An 18,545-nucleotide genomic window follows, 5' to 3' on the forward strand; every position below is an offset into this window, starting at 1 on the left:
GAATGGGCATCGAGCTTCCCGGCGAACTGGCCGAGGTGGCCGCGGCGGTCGGGCTCGACTGGCCGCAGGCGGACGAGGACGCGCTGCTGGAGCAGGCCGGAGCGTGGCGAGAGGCGGAGCGGCAGCTGTCCGCGCTGGCCTCGGAGGCGGACGTGGTGGCCAGCGAGGCGCTGGGCGCGCTCTCCGGTGAGGCGGGTGAGCTCGCGCGCCGGGCGTGGGCCGGGTTCGCCGACGCCGACACCGGCCAGCTGGTCGCCGCCGCCCACGGTGCCGCGCAGGCCGCGGCCCGCCTGGAGCACGCCGCCGCCGAGATCGGCGCGGCGAAGGTGGAGATGGTGCGCCAGCTGGTCGACGCCGCGAAGAACCGGGACGCCGCACTGGCCGCGGCCGACGCCGGGCACCCGGCGGCGGCGCTCGGGGTGGAGACCGCGCTGACCGGGGTGGCGGCCAATCTCGGTGCCGTCGCCGACCGGCTGACCGCGGCGATCGGCCCCGGCGGCGGTGCGGTCTCCGCGGTGCCCGCGGCCCCGGTCGAACTGGTCGACCCGAACCCCGGGGCGCACCTGCGGACCCCGGTCGCCCTGCCCGCTCTGTCCACAGTGGATGTGAGCGCGCTCGGCACCGGTCCGATCGCGCTGCCGCCCGGTGAGTACCAGGGCCTGCTGCCGCGGGGTGGTTTCGAGGACGTGCCGACGCCCCCGTCCGGGCTGGCGGCGACGATGAAGACCGGCCCGATCGGCCCGCTGCCGTCGGGCACCACCGCGGCCGGTTTCTCCGACGTCCCCGCGCCACCGCCGCCGGCCCAGTACGCACCGCCGCCGGTCGCGCCACCGCCGCAACAGCAGCCGTACTACCCGCCGCCGCCCGCGTACCACCAGCAGCCGTACGGCGGTCACCAGTGGGGTGCCCGGCCCCCGCAGCAGCACTTCCCGCCACCGCCCCAGCTCGGCACGCCGCGCAAGGAACGCGAGAGCGTGGTCGCGTTGTTCCTGGTGTACATGTTCCCGATCGGGCACCTGCCGGTCGCCTCCGACCGCCCGGCGCGCCAGCTCCCGCTGCCCGCACGGGGGTTCCCGCCGCACGACCACCCCGATTCGCACCTGATCACCACCGACGAGGCGCTGGCCAGGATCCGCGAGGGCTGGCGGCGGCAGCCGACCCCGCCGGGTGAGCCGCCCGTGCCGGAACCGGTGGCGGGTGAGGTCACCGACTGGCAGCCGGGGCAACCGGTGGTGCTGGCCGAAGGCACCCTGATCGATCGCTTCGGCCCGGTCGAAGGGCGCATTTTCGCCGCCGACGGCACGCCGTACGCCCAGCGCTCGCTGCCGGTGTCCTGCGCCGGCACCGGCTACCGGCGCTACCGCGTGCTGCGGGCCTTGCCGATGTGGGCGAGCGGTCCCCGGTTGCGCGCGCTGTACCCGGCCGACGACCTGGTCACCCTCGGTTACCTGGCCGACATCACGTTCGAAAGGGATGAGGCGTGAACACGGACTCGATCGCCCGCTGGCTGGAGACGCTCGGGGTGCCGCACGAGGTGGTCTCGATCGGGGCCGAGGCGGACAACACCTGGTGCCTGCTGCCCGTCGAGGAGCCCGAACCGGCGTGGGAGGTGTTCTGGCGCGAGCAGGGCAACCGCTACGACTGGGCGCGGTTCACCAACGAGCAGGTGGCCTGCCACTACCTGTTCGGCAGGCTGGCCTGGGCACAGGTGGCCCGTGGCGCGGTGGGCGTGCTGCCGGGCGCCCGGACTTAAATCGCTCGCTTGTTCGAGCTCGCCGGTGTCACGCTTCCAGGCATGACAACGTGGGAAATCAGGCGCGAGGGCGAGCTGGACCGGGTTGAGCACGCCCAGCTCGCGACCATGCTCAGGGCGGCGTACCCCGATTTCCCGGCGGCGTTCTCCGGCGAACTCACCTGGTACGGGTCACGGCCGGAGGCGCGGGTGATCGGCCGCGAAGGCGATCGGGTGATCGCGCACGCGGGGGTGCTGCGCCGCTTCGTGCGGATCAGTGAGGGCGGGGCGCCGCTGGAGGTGCTGGTCGGCAACGTCGGCCTGGTCGCGGTGCACCCCGAGGCCCAGGGCCGCGGCATCGGCCGTGAGCTGGGCACGCGGGTGACCGCGCTGCTGGACGAACTGGCCGTGCCGTTCGGGCTGCTGATGTGCGGGGAGCACTCGGTGGGCTACTACCAGGCGCTGGGCTGGTCGCGGCTGCCCGAGGTGCACGTGCGCTACCTCGACTTCGAGCAGCGCGATCCGTACCGGGTGATCGACGAGCAGTGCGCCACCACCATGGTGCTGCCGGTCCGGGTCCCCCTGCGAGCCTGGCCGACGGTGGACCGCCTGGACTGGGCCGGGAGTCAGGTCTGAAGCACGGCCAACGCCGCGTCGTGCAGCAGGCCGTTGGAGGACAGGGCGGAGCCGTTGTCGTAGCGCGGCCGGCCGGACAGGTCGCTGAACCGGCCGCCCGCCTCGGTGACCAGCACCTGCGCGGCGGCCACGTCCCACGGGTTCACGATGGCCTCCGCGGCCAGGTCGATCGCGCCTTCGGCGACCAGGCAGTGCTGCCAGAAGTCGCCGAAGGCGCGGTTTTCCCAGCAAGCGTCGGTCAGGGCGAGGTACGCCTCGCGCGAGTGGTGTTCGACCCAGGAACCGAGGTGGGTGGTGGACAGGTACGCGTCCGAGAGCGAGGACACGCTGGAAACCGAGATGCGGCGCTCGCCGTTGACGTCGCGGACCCAGGCGCCGCCGCCCTTCGCCGCCTGCCAGCGGCGGCCCAGCACCGGCGCGCTGACCAGGCCCACCACCGGTTCGCCGTCCTGGACCAACGCGATCAGCGTGGCCCAGACCGGCACCCCGCGCAGGAAGTTCTTGGTGCCGTCGATCGGGTCGAGCACCCAGGTGCGGCCGGTGGCCGCGGCTTCGCCACCGCGTTCCTCCCCGGCCACGGTGTCGTCCGGGCGCTCCGCGGCCAGCAGCGCGCGGATGGCGTCTTCGACGGCGGTGTCCGCGTCGGTCACCGGGGTGCGGTCCGGTTTGCGGTCGACCCGCAGGTCGAGCGCGCCGAAGCGGGCCGTGGTGATGGCGTCCGCGGCGTCCGCCAGCCGGGTCGCCAGCGTCAGGTCCTCGGTGAAGCGCGACATGATCACCATGTTTTCACGGGCCGGAGCCGTAAGGTTGCTCAGGTGAGCACCGTTCTGCTGGCTGAGGACGATCCGGCGATCGCGGATCCGCTGTCGCGCGCGTTGCAGCGCGAGGGGTACACGGTCAAGGTGGTCGGCGACGGCCCGTCCGTGCTCGACCGCACCGCCGCCGAGCGCGTCGACCTGCTGGTGCTCGACCTCGGCCTGCCCGGCATGGACGGGCTGGAGGTGTGCCGCCGCCTGCGCGCCAGCGGCACCGAACTGCCGGTGCTGATGCTGACCGCGCGCACCGACGAGGTGGACTTCGTGGTCGGCCTGGACGCCGGTGCCGACGACTACGTGGCCAAGCCGTTCCGCCTGGCCGAACTGCTCGCCCGCATCCGCGCCCTGCTGCGCCGCCGCGCCCCGGACGCGCTGGAGGCCGGTGGCGTGCGGATGGACCTCGGCGCGCGGATGGTCACCGTGGACGGTCGCGAAGTGGCGCTGGCGAACAAGGAGTTCGAGCTGCTGCGGGTGCTGATGAGCCGGGCGGGCCAGGTGGTCAGCCGCGAGGAGATCCTCGCCGAGGTGTGGAACGACCTGGAGTCCAAGACCTCCAAGACGCTCGACATGCACATGTCCTGGCTGCGCCGGAAGCTGGCCATCGCCGGGGAGGACGGGGTGGCCCGGCCTGTCAAGCCGAACGACGCCGAACGGCGGATCGCCACCGTGCGGGGCGTCGGCTTCCGGTTCAACGCCGAATAACGTGCGCCGCCGCATCCTGCTCGCCATCCTGCTGGCCGTCGCGGTCACCGGGGCGGCGCTCGGCATCCCGCTCGGGGTGACCGCGTGGCTGCTGGTGGACAACCTCAACGGGGAGGACCTGGCGGCGCGGGCGCAGGTGATCGCGGCGACCATCGACGACGACATCGCCGCCGGGCGCCCGCTCGAACTGGACAAGCTGCGGGCCGGCGTGCCGCCGGACGGCAGGCTGACCGTGCGGCAGCGCAACGAGGCGGACAAGGTCTACGGCGTCGATCCCGGCCGCGACCCGGTGACCACGCTGGTGCCGATCGCCCGCGAGGGCACGGTCACCCTGGAGATCCCGTCGGCCCCGCTGCGGACCACGCAGACGCAGGTCACGCTGGCCGTGATGCTGCTGGTGGTGTTGTCGGTGGGCATCGGCACCGTCGTCGCCACGGTCACCGCGCGACGGCTCGCGCAACCGCTGCGGCACGTCGCCGACCGCGCGGCGCGGCTCGGTGGTGGCGACTTCCGGCCCGACCCGAAGCGCTACGGCGTCGGTGAGCTGGACATGGTGGCCGAGGCACTCGATTCGTCGGCGACCGCGCTCGCCCAGCTGGTGCAGCGGGAACGGCAGCTGGTCGGGGACGTGTCGCACCAGCTGCGCAGCCGGTTGACCGCGTTGCAGCTGCGGCTGGAGTCGCTGACCCTCTCCGGTGACCCCGAGGTGGTCGACGACGCCCGTGCCGCGCAGGAGCAGGCCGATCGCCTGGCCGAGGCCCTCGACGAACTGCTCGAAGCGGCCCGTGCGGCGAGCGAGGTCGGCGCCGAGCCGATGGACCTGCCCGCCGAGCTGCCCGGCATCGCCGAGGAGTGGCAGCAGACGCTCAAGGCCGAGGGCCGCAACCTGCGCCTGCGCGTGGCCGAGGGCCTGATGGCCAGGGCGACGCCGAGCCGGTTGCGGGAGGTGATCGGGGTGTTGCTGGACAACGCGCTGCGCCACGGTTCCGGCACGGTCACCCTGGCCGCCCGCCGGGGTGACGCCGACGGCACGGTGGTGGTCGAGGTGCACGACACCGGCGCCGGCGTGCCGGACGAACTCGCGCCGCACATCTTCGAACGCGGCTTCTCCGGCGGTGGCTCCACCGGGGTCGGCCTGGCGCTGGCCAGGGCGCTCGCCGAGGCCGACGGGGGCAGGCTGGAGCTGTCGGTCAAGCGGCCCGCGACGTTCAGCCTGTTCCTGCGCGTGCCGCGGCCCGCCGACGCGGTCACCGCGATGAAGTGGCCGGTGGAGCGGACGCCGCGTTAGCGGGTGGGGAACTCGTGGACCTCGGCCTCGGTCTCGGCCTCGCCGTTGTCGCGGCGGCGGTGGCCCAGTTCGTCCGGGAACACCCACTTCTTGAAGCCCCAGAAGCGGAACACCATCGCCAGCAGCATGCCGATGATCGAGCCGCTGGTGAAGTCGGCGATCTCCTGCGCCCAGAACGGCACGTGCGGCACTTCGAGGTCGAGCACGTATCTGGAGGCGTACAGCGGGATCAGGTTCACCACGATCGCCACGCCGCTGATCAGGAAGAAAAGGGCGGCCTCGTGGTGCCGTTCGCGCCCGCCCCTGGTGCGGAACGACCACTCGCTGTTCAGCACGTAGGACACGATGGTCGCCACGATGATCGCGACGGCCTTCGCCGTGGTCGGCTTGGACTCGAGCACGGTGAGCTTGAGCAGGTACCAGACCCCGTTGTCGACCAGGAACGTGGTGCCGCCGACGATCGCGAACTTCAGCAGCTCCCGGTGCTTGATCAGGATCGCGCGCAACGGCCTCGGCACCCGCCTGAGCACCGTCTCCACAACTGTCACACGGTCAGTTTAGGTCTCGGCTGCGCTGAGACGCGTGAGGCCGCGTCCGAGCGGGGTGCTCACGCGGCCCGGTCCTCGGGAATCTCCACCTCCACCCGCCGCCGGATCCCCGGGCGGGCGTCGGCCAGGGGGAAGACCCACTTCTTCATCGCCCACCAGCGGAAGACGGTGCCGAGCAGGGTGCCGACGAGCATGCCGCTGACGAAGTCCGCCGCCTCCTGGGTGAGCAGTTCGACCGAGGGCACCCGCAGGTCGAACACGTACCGCGACACCGCCAGCGGCAGCGCGTTGAGCCCCAGGCTGATCCCGCTGATCAGGAAGAACAGCGCCGCCTCGTGGGGCCGCCGGCGGCCGCCCCTGGTGTCGAACGACCACTCCCGCGACAGCACGTACGACACCACCGTCGCCACCAGCACCGCGACGCCCTGCGCGGTCACCGGGTGCGCGGTGAGCACGGTGAACTTCAGCGTGTAGTTGACCGCCAGGGTCAGGACGAAGCACACTCCGCCGACCAGGGCGAACCGGACCAGCTCACGATGCCGGGTGAGCAGCCGGCGCAAGTTCCCCATGGGACCCGCACCGTAGCGGAAAGGAATTCACCTCACCGGAAGGGCAGGCCCCAGCGGGGGCCCGGGGGGACCGCCGGCAGCGGGGGAGCCGGTTGCTGCGGGGTCTCCGGAGCACTCGGCTCGGTGGACGGCGGTGTGCTGGGCGGTGTCGAAGGCGGTTCCGACGGCGTTCCGGAAGGCACCGGCGGCTTCGAGGGTGCCGTGGTCTTCGGCGGCGTCGAAGCCGGCGGCGTCGGCTTCACCGAGGACGACGGAGGGTGGCAACCGTGACCCCAGCAGCCGAACCGGACCGTCTTCGACTCGGTGTCCTTGCCCAGTTTCGCGGTGACGGTCACCGTCACCTCTTCGTTCGGCAGCCGGTCCAGCAGCACCCACAGGTGCAGCCGCTCGCCGGGGTTGAGCACCGCCTTGCTCGCGCAGGTGGTGGTGCCGCCGGTGCTGGTGCAGGTCGCGCGGTAGGCACCCAGCACCAGCCGCCCCGGGCTGCTCACCGTGACCGCGGCCGGTTTGATGGTCGGCCCGGCGTTGTGCAGGTTCAGGTGCAGCACCGGCTGCCGGATCCACGGGAAGATCGACGACCACGACTTGCCGACGGACAGCTCCACGTCGTCCGGCGCCGCCTTGACCGGCACCTTCACCGCCACCGGCAGCGCGTTGCCCGAGGCGACCGCGCCGACGACCTGGCTCTCGTCGGCGGTGCCGTCGGCGACCAGCCGGAAGGTGAGCACCGCGGTCTGGCCGGGAGCCAGGCCGGTGGTCGTGGTGCAGGTGACCGTGCCGGTGCCGGGCGGGCAGTTCACCTGCACCGGGGCGGGTGCCTGCTGCCGCGCGAACGCCCCCGCGGCGCCGCCACCACCGGCGATCGGCACCGCGCTCACCCCGGGCGGCAGGTTCAGCGTGACGGTGACCGGCTCGGAGAGCGTGCCGCCGGAGTTGCTCACCGTGAACGGGACGTCCACCGCTTCCCCGCCGGGGGTCAGTTCGAGGCCGGCCGGTGGCGGGGTGGTGACGATGTTGGCCGGGTCGGGGGCCGGTGGCTCCTCCGGCGGTTCCGGTTCCGGTGACGGCGAAGGCGACGGTTCCGGCTCGGGCGCGGGTTCCGGTGCGGGTTCGGGCGCCGGTGCCGGTTGGGGGGCCGGTTCCGGAGCGGGCTCGGCCGGGGCGGGTGGTACGACCGGCCGGGGTGGTGGCGCCGGTTCGGGCTGCGGCTGCTGGGGTCGCAGCGGCTGGACCGCCGGCGGTGGCTGCGGCTGCTCCAGCGCCGCCGGGATCTGCTGACCGCCGCCAGAGGCCAGCGCGGCGGCGATGGCGGCCGCCACCGCGACCCCGGACACGGCGACCCCGAGGAACTGCCGCGGCCCGGACGTGGCCAGGTTCGCCAGCGCGCCCCCACCACCGCCACCACCGGAAGCACCGGCACCCGCTGCCGCGGCACCGGCGGCAGCCGCCCCCGCGGTCGCCGCGGAAGCCGCGGAAGCCTTCGCCGCTCCGGCCGCCGCGAGGTAACCGAGCACCGCGCCACCCAGCACCAGCGGGGCGACGACGGCACGCAGGGCCCCGTTGACGTCGGCGAGTTCCGCGGCCAGCACCCGGCACCGCTCGCATTCGTCCAGGTGCGTCTCCACCTGCGCGCGTTCCCGCTTGGACAGGCCGTCGCGGGTCCACGCGCCCAGCCGGTCGGCGGTGGCGCGGCAGCGTTCCGCCGTGGTCTCGGCCAGGTGGACCTGCAGGTACGCCTGCCGGAGGCCCTCGCGGGCGCGGTAGGCCAGCGCGGAGACGCCGTTCGCGGTCAGCCCGAGCAGCGGCGCGACCTCGGCGGGCGTCTGCTGCTCGATCTCGGTGTGCCAGAGCACCGCCTGCCAGCGCTCGGGCAGCCGCGCGAAGGCCTTCGCGGCCATCGTGCGCTCCAGCCCGGCCAGCGCGGTGTCGGAGAACGGCACGGTCAGCGCGTCGGCGCCGACGGTGCTCATGTCCTCGTTGAGGTCGATCCGCTTGTCCTTGCGGGTGCGGTCGTAGGCGGTGTGGCGCAACGCGGTGAGCAGGTAGGCGCGGAAGGCGGCGTCCGGGCCCTTGCCCGCCCGCAGCGTGTCCAGCACCTTGGCGAAGGCCTCGGAGACCAGGTCGTCGGCTTCGGCAGGCGAGCGCGACAGCTGCCTCGCCAGGTTGTACGCGGCGCTGACGTGGCGTTCGTACAGCTGCCCGTAGGCGGAAATCGTGCCCGCGCGCACCGAGGCGATCAGTTCGGCATCACTCTGGCCGCTGACGTCAGCGGGTACGGTGGCCACGGCTCTCCCCTTCACCAACCGGCACGCCTGCCCGCGCGCCGCGACCAGTGTGACTGAGGGACCTCGGAACGTCACGTGATGGGTGGCCCGGTTGACCGGATCGGTCGAACCGCGTCACGACCGGGCGCAGCCGCCGTCCCCTTCTCGTCGGATCGGCCGGACGAAGGGAAACCCGCGGTGACGGATGTGCTCGGCTGGCCCCCCGAGGCCACCGGCGGCGGCACGCTCGGCGCGGACAGCCGCTCGCTCCGGAACCGCTGGCGCACCGCCAGCCTGGCCGCCGGGTGGCGGTTCCCGAGCGATTGGGCGCTGCCCGAGGTGGACGCGGTGTGCGCGGCCGTGGTCGGCGGGTCGGCGCCGGAGGGCGCGCTCGCCGGGCTCGCCAGGGCCCGCGCGGCGGCGGGCGCCGGGCTCGCCGAGACGCTGACCGACCTCGCCGCCCTGCACGCGGTGCTCGTCCAGCCAGGGGGGTGCGTCGTGCCGAGCGTGGACACCACCCCGTCGCGCCTGGTGCGGGTGACCGCGCTGGCCTGGGCCGACGTCGCGCTCGACCAGCTGGCCGGGGCCGAGGTCACCGATCCGCTGACCAGCCTGCCGACCGCGGCCTACCTGCGCACCCGGCTGGCCGAGGTGTACCGGGAGGCCGCGCGGAGGGAACAGCCCGTGGCACTGGAGCACGTGCTGCTGGTGGTCACCATGGACTTCTCGGCGGTGGCCGGCTGGCCGCGGCTGACCGGCATGATCCTGGTCGCCGACGCGGTCCGGCAGGTGTTCGACGGCGGTGAGAGCCTGGCGGCGCTCGGCCCGTCCACGGTGGCGGTGCTGCAGCGCCGCGACGACGGCATCGCCCGGCGCGGGGTGCTGCTGCGCCGGGAACTGCACGCCCGGCTCAGCGTGGACGAGCAACTGCACCAGGCGGGCGAGCCCCGGATCCGGGTGCTCCGGCTGCCGCCTGCCCACGAGGCCGCCTGCGAACTGCTCGCCTCGCTGGGCCGCGCTTGATCGCCCGACCTGGCTGACCTGCGGGGGTGACCCCGTGATTTGCTGGGCGGGTGACCCAGCACGCGCCGCCCGCCACCGACGGCGAGTCCGCTCCACCCGTCCGCCACCCCCGGCTGGCCCTGCGGACTTCGCTCGCCAGGCTGTCCGTCCGGCCCCGGTCGATCCTGCTGCTGGCCGCCGTGCCGCTGATCGCCGTCGCCGCCGGCGTGCTCGGCTGGCTGCTGGACTGGCGGCTCGGCGTGGACAGCGCGGTCTACCGGGCCGGCGCGCTGACCCTGCTGCACGGCGACCCGCTCTACGACTCGAACACGCTGAGCACCGAGCCGTGGTGGGCGCTGCTGCCGTTCACCTATCCGCCGACCGCGGCCCTGCTGTTCGTGCCGCTGGCGCTGATGCCGATCCAGGTCGCCTGGGGGGTGCTGACCGCGATCTCCATCCTGGCGATGGCGTTGTGCGTGCGGATCGCCATCGGCTCGCTGCCGCGCCCGGCGCCGGGGGCACCGCGCTGGTGGGCTTCCCCGGCGCGCTCGACGCTGGTGTTCTCGGTGGTGCTGCTGGCGCTCGAACCGGTGTGGCGGACCGTGTTCCTCGGGCAGATCAACCTGATCCTGATGGCGTTGATCATGCTGGACGTGCTGGTCGTCTCGGCTCGTGGTGCGCGCTGGGGCGGGGTGCTGGTCGGCGTGGCCGCGGCGGTCAAGCTGACGCCGTTGATCTTCATCCCGCACCTGCTGTTCACCGGCCGCTGGAAGGACGCGCTGCGAGCGCTCGGCACCTTCGTCGCCTTGCAGGCGCTGATGTTCCTGCTGGTGCCGCACGACGCCTGGCGCTACTGGACGCACACGCTGCCCGACACCGGCCGCATCGGGCCGCTGCACTGGGCGGGCAACCAGTCGCTCAACGGACTGGTCAACCGGCTGACCGACCTGGCGCCGTGGGCGTCGAAGGCCAGCTACGGGCTCGCCGCGCTGCTGGCCGTCCCGGCGGTGTGGCTGATGCTGCGGTTCCACCGGCGCGGGCAGCACCTGGCCGCGCTGCTGGTCACCGCGTTCTGGGTGCTGCTGGCCTCGCCGGTGTCCTGGTCGCACCACTGGGTGTGGGCGGTGCCGCTGCTGGTGCTGCTGGTCTCGCGGCTGCCGCGCACCACCCCGGCCGCGGCCTGGCGCCGCTGGGCCGCCGCGGTCGGCGTGGTCGCCGTTTTCGCCAGCGGGGTGCTGCTGATCCTGCCGAACGGCCGCAACATCGAGCTGCACTGGGAGTTCTGGCAGTTCGTGCTGGGCAGCGCCTACATCCTGGTGCCGATCCTGCTCGCGCTGGTGCTGCTGGCCCGCTGGGCGGTGCTGCGGCGGCGCCGTGGGGAACCGGTCCGCGAAGAGCATGTCGACGTTACGCCTGCGCGCTGAGGTGCGGTGGTGGCCGGCCGGGGCGCTGGCCGGTGCCGCGCTGGCGATCGGCGTGGCGGCGTGGCTGCTGGGCTGGCACCTCGGCGCGGACAGCGCGGTCTACCGGGCCGGGGCGCTCACCATGCTCAAGGGCGAGCCGCTCTACGTCCGCGAGCACCTGACCACGCTGCCGCCCTGGGTGCGGTTGCCGTTCACCTATCCACCGGCCGCCGCCCTGCTGTTCCTGCCGCTGGTGCTGGTGCCGCCCGGCCTGGTCTGGGGCGTGGTCGGCGCGCTGTCGGTGCTCAGCCTGGCGGTCGTGGTGAAGATCAGCCTGCGGACGGCGAGCTGGGCGGTGGTGGCCGGGCTGACCGCGGCGGCGTTCGCCCTGGAGCCGGTCTGGAAGACGGTTTTCCTCGGGCAGATCAACCTGATCCTGATGGCGTTGATCATGCTGGACGTGCTGGTCGTCTCGGCTCGTGGTGCGCGCTGGGGCGGGGTGCTGGTCGGCGTGGCGGCGGCGGTCAAGCTGACGCCGTTGATCTTCATCCCGCACCTGTGGCTCACCGGCAGGCGGGCGGACGCGCTGCGGGCGCTGGGCACGTTCGCGCTGCTGCAGGCGCTGATGTTCGCGGTGATGCCGGTGGACGCGGTGCGGTACTGGACCGAGGCGGCGTCGGACCCCGAGCGGATCGGTGCCACGCACTGGATCTTCAACCAGTCGCTGAACGGGGTGCTCGGCCGGGCCACCGAGGTCGCGCCGTGGGGCACGCCGGTGGCGCTGGCGATCGGCGCGCTGCTCGCGGTGCCCGCGGTGTTCCTGGTGGTGCGCCACCACCGGCGCGGTGAGCCGCTGGCCGCCGTGCTGGTGACCGCGTTCACCGCGTTGCTGGTCTCCCCGGTGTCCTGGTCGCACCACTGGGTGTGGGTGGTGCCGCTGCTGGTGCTGCTGGTCACCCGCCGCCGGTACCGGCTCGCCGCCGCGGTGGCCGTACCGCTGGCGGGCTGCCTGATCATGCTGGTGCCCAACGGCGGGGAGACCGAGTTCGGCTGGGGGCCGGTGGAGACCGTGCTCGGCAACGCCTACGTGCTCGCCGCCGCGGTGACCCTGGTCGTGCTGGCCGCGCGCGAACTGCGCCGGCCCCGGGAATTACAGTAGGCGCATCATGGACAAACGAACCGGACTGCCCATCGTCGGCATGGTGGGCGGCGGCCAGCTGGCGCGGATGACGCACCAGGCCGCGATCGCGCTCGGCCAGTCACTGCGGGTGCTGGCCGCCGACGAGAACGACTCGGCCGCCCTGGTCGCCGGGCAGGTGGTGCTGGGCAGGCACACCGACCTGGACGAGCTGCGCGAGTTCGCGTCCACTGTGGACGTGCTCACCTTCGACCACGAGCACGTGCCGGGTGAGCACCTGCAGACGCTGGCCTACGAGGGCGTGGTGGTCCGCCCCGGCCCGGACGCGCTGCTGCACGCCCAGGACAAGCTGGTCATGCGCGAGCGCCTGTCCTCGACCGGCATCCCCGGGCCCGCCTACGCCCGCGTGTCCGATGTGGACGACGTGGTGGCGTTCGGCGCGGCGCACTCCTGGCCGGTGGTGCTCAAGGCCGCCCGCGGTGGTTACGACGGCCGTGGCGTGTGGATGCTGGGTTCGGCCGAGGAAGCCGGGAGGCTGGTGCCCGAGCTGCTCGAAGCGGGCACGCCGCTGCTGGTGGAGCAGAAGGTCGCCATGCGCCGGGAGCTGGCCGCGCTGGTGGCGCGCTCGCCGTTCGGGCAGGGCGCGGCCTGGCCGGTGGTGGAGACCGTGCAGCGCGACGGCATCAACACCGAGGTGCTCGCGCCCGCGCCGGGGCTGAGCCCCGAGCGGTGGCAGCAGGCGCAGGACCTGGCGCTGCGGGTGGCCGCCGAGCTGGAGGTGGTCGGCGTGCTGGCCGTCGAGCTGTTCGAGACCGACGAGGGGCTGCTGGTCAACGAGCTGGCCATGCGCCCGCACAACTCCGGCCACTGGACCATGGACGGCGCCCGCACCTCGCAGTTCGAGCAGCACCTGCGGGCGGTGCTCGACTACCCGCTCGGGACCACCGGCCTGCTCGCACCGCACTGCGTGATGGCGAACGTGCTGGGCGCGCCGGAGCGCCCGCGCATGGGCACCGACGAGCGCGTGCACCACCTGTTCGCCCGCTACCCCGACGTCAAGGTGCACCTCTACGGCAAGGGCGAGCGGCCGGGGCGCAAGCTCGGGCACGTCAACCTGCTCGGGGACGACCTCGACGACCTGCGTCACCGTGGGAGATTGGCCGCGCACTGGCTGTCCCACGCCGAGTGGCTCGACGGCCACGAGATCCATTAGGAGATGCGCGAAATGTCTGCCGTTGTCGGCCTGATCATGGGCAGTGATTCGGACTGGCCGGTGCTCGAAGCCGCGGCCAAGGCGCTCGACGAGTTCGAGGTGCCCCACGAGGTGGGCGTGTACTCGGCCCACCGCACCCCGCGGCGGATGCTGGACTACGCCGAGACGGCCGCCGAGCGCGGGCTGAAGGTGATCATCGCCGGGGCCGGTGGCGCGGCGCACCTGCCCGGCATGGTGGCCTCCGCCACGGTGCTGCCGGTGATCGGGGTGCCGGTGCCGCTGAAGTACCTGGACGGCATGGACTCGCTGCTGTCCATCGTGCAGATGCCCGCCGGGATCCCGGTGGCCACGGTTTCGGTGGGTGGCGCGCGCAACGCGGGCCTGCTGGCCGTGCGGGTGCTGGCGGCGAGCGACGAGAAGCTGCGGGAGCGGATGGTGCGGTTCCAGGCCGAGCTGGAGCAGCTGGTGCTGGGCAAGGACGCCGCGCTGCGGGAGCGGCTTGGTTCCTAGCCGGGTCTTTGTTACTGTCCAGTAACATGAAGCTGCTGAACCCGCGTACCCACGACCCCGCGCACTTCGACGCCGAGACCCGGCGCCTGCTGCGGGCGACCATCGACTGGTTCGAGTCGCGCGGCAAGGCGGCGCTGCTGGCCGACTACCACGCGCAGCACTGGTACGCGGAGTTCCTGGAGTTCGTCGCCGAGGAGCGGGTGTTCGCCACCCTGCTCACCCCGGCGGGTGAGGCCGGCGGCGACGAGAACAAGCGCTGGGACACCAGCCGGGTCGCGGCGATGTCCGAGCTGCTCGGCTTCTACGGGCTCAACTACTGGTACGCCTGGCAGGTCACCATCCTCGGCCTCGGCCCGGTGTGGCAGAGCGGCAACGCCCTCGCGCGGCAGCACGCGGCCGGGGTGCTCGAAGCCGGCGGGGTGCTCGCCTTCGGCCTGTCCGAAAAGGAGCACGGCGCGGACATCTACGCCACCGACCTGGTGCTCACCCCGGACGGCGACGGGTTCCGCGCCACCGGCGGCAAGTACTACATCGGCAACGGCAACGTGGCGGGCGTGGTCTCGGTGTTCGGCCGCCGCGCCGACGTCGAGGGGCCCGAGGGGTACGTGTTCTTCACCGCGAGCAGCACGCACCCGAACTACCACCTGGTCAAGAACGTGGTGCCGTCGCAGATGTACGTCAGCGAGTTCCGGCTGGAGGACTACCCGGTGCGCGCCGAGGACGTGCTGCACACCGGTCCCGCCGCCTTCGACGCCGCGCTGAACACGGTGAACATCGGCAAGTTCAACCTCGGTTTCGGCGCGATCGGCATCTGCACGCACGCGTTGTACGAAGCGGTCGCGCACGCGCACGGCCGGATGCTCTACGGGAACCGGGTCACCGGATTCCCGCACGTGCGGCGTGAACTGGTGGACGCCTACGCGCGGCTGTCCGCGATGAAGCTGTTCGCCGACCGCGCCATCGACTACTTCCGCACCGCCGGGCCCGAGGACCGCCGGTACCTGCTGTTCAACCCGATCACCAAGATGAAGGTGACCACCGAGGGCGAGCGGGTGATCGACCTGCTGTGGGACGTCATCGCGGCCAAGGGCTTCGAGAAGGACACCTACTTCTCGGCGGCGTCCCGTGACATCCGCGGGCTGCCGAAGCTGGAGGGCACGGTCGCGGTCAACCTGGCCTTGGTGCTGAAGTTCATGCCCGCCTACCTGTTCGACCCGGTCGCCCACGAGCCGGTCCCCACCCGCCAGGACGCCGCCGACGACGAATTCCTGTTCCGCCAGGGCCCGGCTCGTGGCCTCGGGAAGATCCGCTTCCACGATTGGCGGCCGGCTTACGACGCCTTCGGTGAAGTCCCGAATGTCGCCCTGTTCCGTTCGCAGGCCGATGCTTTCTGCGCTTTGCTTTCGTCGGACGCGCCGGATGCGGAGCAGCAGAAGGACCTGGACTTCCTGCTGACCATGGGTGAGCTGTTCACGCTGATCGTCTACGGCCAGCTGATCCTGGAACAGGCCGCCGTCGTCGAGCTGGACACGGACACCGTCGACCAGGTCTTCGACGTGTTCGTGCGGGACTTCTCCCGCTACGCCACCGAACTGCACGGGCGGGCGTCCTCCACGGAAGCGCAGCAGGAATGGGCGCTCTCGCAGGTGCGCAAGCCGATCGGCGACCCCGGTCGCTACGCCCGGACCTGGTCGGCGGTCGAAGCCCTCGCGGACGCCTACACCATGCGCCCCTGAACCAGCTGCTCCCGCAGTTTCCGCTTGAGCACCTTCCCGGCGTCCGAAAGCGGCAGCTTGTCCAGGAAGTGCACCTCGCGCAACCGCTGGTACGGCACCACCTGTTCGTTCACCGCCGCCACCAGCTCGGCTTCGGTGGCGTCGGCGTGCCCCGGGGCCTTCACCACGAAGGCCACCGGCAGCTCGCCGGCGCCGTCGTCCGGGCGCCCCACCACGGCGGCCGCGGCCACCGCCGGGTGCGCCACCAGCCGTTCCTCCAGCTCGCGCGGGTAGACGTGGTACCCCCTGGACAGCAGCAGGTCCTTCTTGCGGTCCACTATGGACAGGTAACCGTCCTCGTCCAGCACGCCGATGTCGCCGGTGTGCAGCCAGCCGTCCACCAGCACGGCGGCCGTCTCCTCCGGCCGGTTGTGGTAACCGGCCATCACCTGCGGCCCGCGCACGCACACCTCCCCGCGCGTCCCCGGCGGCAGCGGCTCCTCCCCGCCGTCGGCGACGACCTTCACCTCGGTGTCGAACAGCGGCACCCCGACCGTGCCCGGCTTCCGCGTCCCCGACCGGAACACCGGCGCCGAAACCGCGCCCATGGTCACCTCGGTCAGCCCGTACCCCTCGGCGACCACGGCGTGCGGCAGCCGCTCGTGCAGGGCGTGGATCGTCGAGACCGGCAGCGGCGCGGCGCCGGAGGTGACCAGCCGCACCGAGCTGAGGTCGCGCGTGGCGAAGTCGGGGGCGGCCAGCAGCGCGCTGAACAACGCGGGCGCCCCGCCGATCGTGGTCACCCGCAGCCGCTCGGCGTCGGCCAGGTAGGCGGCCGGGTCGAGCCGGTCGTGCAGGACCACGCTGCAGCCGGTCAGCACCGGCACGTTCAGCGCCGCGATCGTTCCCATGGCGTGGAACCACGGGGTGAGGTTGATCGCCACCCCGGTGCCCAGCCGCACCGGCCACTCCGCCGCGGCGCCGACCTGGTCGAGCACCAGGTACCCGTCGGCGTCGAGCGCGGGCACCCCGCCGTGGGACCACGCCGCGCACTGCAGGCTGTTGGTCACCACGTGCCGGTGGGTCACCCGCACGCCCTTGGACCGGCCGGTGGTGCCGCCGGTGTAGGCCAGGTGCGCGAGCGCCCCGGCGGGGTCGGGCACGGCGGGTGGCGGCTGGTCGCCCGCCTCCCGGTGGAAGGCGCCGAACTCGACCGCGCCGGGTGGCAGGTCGCCGATCGGATTGGCCACCAGCACGATGCGCACCTCGGTGCGGCCGAGCACGCGGGTGAGCAGGCCGGAGGCCGCGCCGCAGGTCACGGCCACCACGGCGGCGCTGTCGGCGAGCTGGGCGGCCAGGTCGCCGGGCGGCAGGAGCGGGTTCACCGGGGTGAACGCGGCGCCGGCCAGCAGGGTGCCGTAGTAGGCGATCGGGTAGGACAGGCAGTTCGGCAGGTGGAGGGCGACCACGTCGCCGTGGCCGATGCCGTGCGCGCCGAGCGCGTTGGCGAAGCGGCAGGCCGATCGCCAGAGCTGCTCGTGGCTGAGCTGGGCGCCGCCCTGCCGGAAGGCGGTGCGGCCGCCGTAGCGGGCGGCCGAGCCGGCCAGGATCGAGCCGACGGGAACCTCGGGGTAGGGCAGCGAGCGCGGGAGTCCCGGCGGCGAGGTGATCGACATCACTGAACCGTACGAAGAGTGCGAGCGAGGACACAAGCACCACGTTGTGAACGAGCGCTAACATCGAGAGTTGATCCCGCCAACGGAGATGAGGTGGCACGAGTGACTGAGGGCGTCGGGCTGTACCGGCTCGCTGAAGAACACGAGGAGCTGCGTGCCGCCGTGCGGGCGCTCGCGGAGAAGGAGATCGCGCCGCACGCGGCCGACGTCGACGAGAACGAGCGGTACCCCGTCGAGGCCGCCGCCGCGCTGGTGCGCTCCGGGTTCAACGCGGTGCACATCCCAGAGGAGTACGAGGGCCAGGGCGCCGACGCGATCGCCGCGTGCATCGTGATCGAGGAGATCGCCAGGGTCGACGCGTCGGCCTCGCTGATCCCCGCGGTGAACAAGCTGGGGACGCAGCCGATCCTGCTGTCGGCGTCGGAGCAGCTGAAGAAGAACGTGCTGCCGTCGATCGCCTCCGGTGACGCCTCGGCCTCCTACGCGCTGTCCGAGCGCGAAGCGGGTTCGGACACCGCCTCGATGCGCACCCGCGCCCGGCTCGACGGCGACACCTGGGTGCTGAACGGCACCAAGGCGTGGATCACCAACGCCGGGGAGTCGACCTGGTACACCGTGATGGCGGTGACCGATCCCGAGGCGGAGAAGAAGGCCAACGGCATCTCGGCGTTCGTCGTGCACAAGGACGACCCGGGTTTCTCGGTGGGGCCGAAGGAGCGGAAGCTCGGCATCAAGGGCTCGCCGACGCGGGAGATCTACTTCGAGAACTGCACCATTCCCGAGGACCGGATCATCGGTGAGCCGGGGACCGGGCTGAAGACCGCGCTGCGCACCCTGGACCACACGCGCCCGACGATCGGGGCGCAGGCGCTGGGCATCGCGCAGGGCGCCCTCGACGCGACGCTGGAGTACGTGAAGGACCGGCGGCAGTTCGGCAAGTCCATCGCGGACTTCCAGGGCGTGCAGTTCATGCTGGCGGACATGGGCACCAAGATCGAAGCCGCGCGGCACCTGGTCTACGCCTCGGCCGCCGCTTCGGAACGTGGTGACGCGCGGGCGGGGTTCATGGCGAGCGCGGCGAAGTCGTACGCCTCGGACATCGCCATGTCGGTGACCACGGACGCCGTGCAGTTGTTCGGCGGGGCCGGGTACACGCGCGATTTCCCGGTCGAGCGGATGATGCGGGACGCGAAGATCACGCAGATCTACGAGGGCACGAACCAGATCCAGCGGATGGTGATGGCCCGGGCGCTGCTCAAGGGCTGAGGTTCTGGCTGGAAGCCCGCGGTGAGGTGCTCGCCGCGGGCTTTTTGCCGTGCTGCTCGGCGTTGGGC

Annotated in this window: 17 protein-coding genes; 12 read left to right on the plus strand and 5 right to left on the minus strand. The window is 72.7% G+C overall.

Annotation, left to right across the window (positions count from 1 at the left end; all coding sequences use genetic code 11):
- Positions 1-2 precede the first annotated feature (2 nt).
- From AC07EG_RS01370 to AC07EG_RS01380, 3 genes are read left to right on the plus strand one after another with little or no spacing between them, the layout of a single operon-like run.
- The gene (locus tag AC07EG_RS01370) at positions 3-1,484 is read left to right on the plus strand and encodes a TNT domain-containing protein (RefSeq protein WP_478250952.1); all 1,482 of its coding nucleotides are present in this window, start codon (positions 3-5) and stop codon (positions 1,482-1,484) included.
- A complete protein-coding gene (locus AC07EG_RS01375) occupies positions 1,481-1,753 on the plus strand; it encodes a hypothetical protein (RefSeq protein WP_478250953.1) in 273 nt (90 codons plus the stop codon). The genes AC07EG_RS01370 and AC07EG_RS01375 overlap by 4 nt, the downstream gene beginning before the upstream one ends.
- Positions 1,754-1,795: 42 nt before the next feature.
- A complete protein-coding gene (locus AC07EG_RS01380; protein WP_478250954.1) occupies positions 1,796-2,368 on the plus strand; it encodes a GNAT family N-acetyltransferase in 573 nt (190 codons plus the stop codon).
- Here AC07EG_RS01380 and hisN read toward each other — a convergent pair.
- The gene (gene hisN, locus AC07EG_RS01385; RefSeq protein WP_478250955.1) at positions 2,359-3,141 is read right to left on the minus strand and encodes a histidinol-phosphatase; all 783 of its coding nucleotides are present in this window, start codon (positions 3,139-3,141) and stop codon (positions 2,359-2,361) included. The genes AC07EG_RS01380 and hisN overlap by 10 nt on opposite strands.
- 42 nt (positions 3,142-3,183) lie before the next feature.
- On the opposite strand from hisN, the gene AC07EG_RS01390 reads away from it, so the two are divergent.
- Together AC07EG_RS01390 and AC07EG_RS01395 are read left to right on the plus strand one after the other, a co-directional pair.
- A complete protein-coding gene (locus tag AC07EG_RS01390) occupies positions 3,184-3,885 on the plus strand; it encodes a response regulator transcription factor (RefSeq protein ID WP_478250956.1) in 702 nt (233 codons plus the stop codon).
- 1 nt (position 3,886) lies between these two features.
- Positions 3,887-5,173, plus strand: coding sequence for an ATP-binding protein (locus AC07EG_RS01395; protein WP_478250957.1), 1,287 nt, complete (start codon positions 3,887-3,889; stop codon positions 5,171-5,173).
- Here the strand turns inward: AC07EG_RS01395 and AC07EG_RS01400 are convergent.
- The 3 genes from AC07EG_RS01400 to AC07EG_RS01410 are packed head-to-tail and all read right to left on the minus strand — an operon-like array spanning position 5,170 to position 8,575.
- Entirely contained in the window at positions 5,170-5,721 is a 552-nt protein-coding gene (locus AC07EG_RS01400) for a GtrA family protein (RefSeq protein ID WP_478250959.1), read from the minus strand. The genes AC07EG_RS01395 and AC07EG_RS01400 overlap by 4 nt on opposite strands.
- 59 nt (positions 5,722-5,780) lie before the next feature.
- Complete coding sequence (locus AC07EG_RS01405) at positions 5,781-6,290, minus strand: GtrA family protein (RefSeq protein ID WP_478250960.1); 510 nt, start codon at positions 6,288-6,290, stop codon at positions 5,781-5,783.
- Between the two features lie 32 nt (positions 6,291-6,322).
- Positions 6,323-8,575: a sigma-70 family RNA polymerase sigma factor gene (locus AC07EG_RS01410; RefSeq protein ID WP_478250961.1), complete on the minus strand. Its 2,253-nt coding sequence runs from the start codon at positions 8,573-8,575 to the stop codon at positions 6,323-6,325.
- Positions 8,576-8,761: 186 nt separating this feature from the next.
- Between AC07EG_RS01410 and AC07EG_RS01415 the strand changes: the two genes are divergently transcribed.
- The 6 genes from AC07EG_RS01415 to AC07EG_RS01440 are packed head-to-tail and all read left to right on the plus strand — an operon-like array spanning position 8,762 to position 15,556.
- Positions 8,762-9,577: a GGDEF domain-containing protein gene (locus AC07EG_RS01415; RefSeq protein WP_478251219.1), complete on the plus strand. Its 816-nt coding sequence runs from the start codon at positions 8,762-8,764 to the stop codon at positions 9,575-9,577.
- A gap of 50 nt (positions 9,578-9,627) precedes the next feature.
- Positions 9,628-10,980, plus strand: coding sequence for a glycosyltransferase 87 family protein (locus tag AC07EG_RS01420; protein WP_478250962.1), 1,353 nt, complete (start codon positions 9,628-9,630; stop codon positions 10,978-10,980).
- Positions 10,955-12,118 (plus strand): glycosyltransferase 87 family protein, encoded by a 1,164-nt coding sequence (locus AC07EG_RS01425; protein ID WP_478250963.1) that lies wholly within the window; start codon positions 10,955-10,957, stop codon positions 12,116-12,118. The genes AC07EG_RS01420 and AC07EG_RS01425 overlap by 26 nt, the downstream gene beginning before the upstream one ends.
- Positions 12,119-12,125: 7 nt before the next feature.
- On the plus strand, positions 12,126-13,310 hold the full coding sequence (locus tag AC07EG_RS01430; protein ID WP_478250964.1) for a 5-(carboxyamino)imidazole ribonucleotide synthase: 1,185 nt from the start codon (positions 12,126-12,128) through the stop codon (positions 13,308-13,310).
- A gap of 12 nt (positions 13,311-13,322) precedes the next feature.
- A complete protein-coding gene (gene purE, locus AC07EG_RS01435; RefSeq protein WP_478250965.1) occupies positions 13,323-13,820 on the plus strand; it encodes a 5-(carboxyamino)imidazole ribonucleotide mutase in 498 nt (165 codons plus the stop codon).
- 26 nt (positions 13,821-13,846) lie between these two features.
- On the plus strand, positions 13,847-15,556 hold the full coding sequence (locus AC07EG_RS01440) for an acyl-CoA dehydrogenase (protein WP_478250966.1): 1,710 nt from the start codon (positions 13,847-13,849) through the stop codon (positions 15,554-15,556).
- On the opposite strand, the gene AC07EG_RS01445 is transcribed toward AC07EG_RS01440, so the two are convergent.
- A complete protein-coding gene (locus tag AC07EG_RS01445; RefSeq protein ID WP_478250967.1) occupies positions 15,538-17,211 on the minus strand; it encodes a class I adenylate-forming enzyme family protein in 1,674 nt (557 codons plus the stop codon). The genes AC07EG_RS01440 and AC07EG_RS01445 overlap by 19 nt on opposite strands.
- A 120-nt stretch (positions 17,212-17,331) precedes the next feature.
- Here AC07EG_RS01445 and AC07EG_RS01450 point away from each other — a divergent pair, with 120 nt between their 5' ends.
- Entirely contained in the window at positions 17,332-18,477 is a 1,146-nt protein-coding gene (locus AC07EG_RS01450) for an acyl-CoA dehydrogenase family protein (protein ID WP_478251220.1), read from the plus strand.
- Positions 18,478-18,545: the final 68 nt, after the last annotated feature.

It is taken from the genome of Amycolatopsis sp. NPDC045836 (genome assembly GCF_056431745.1).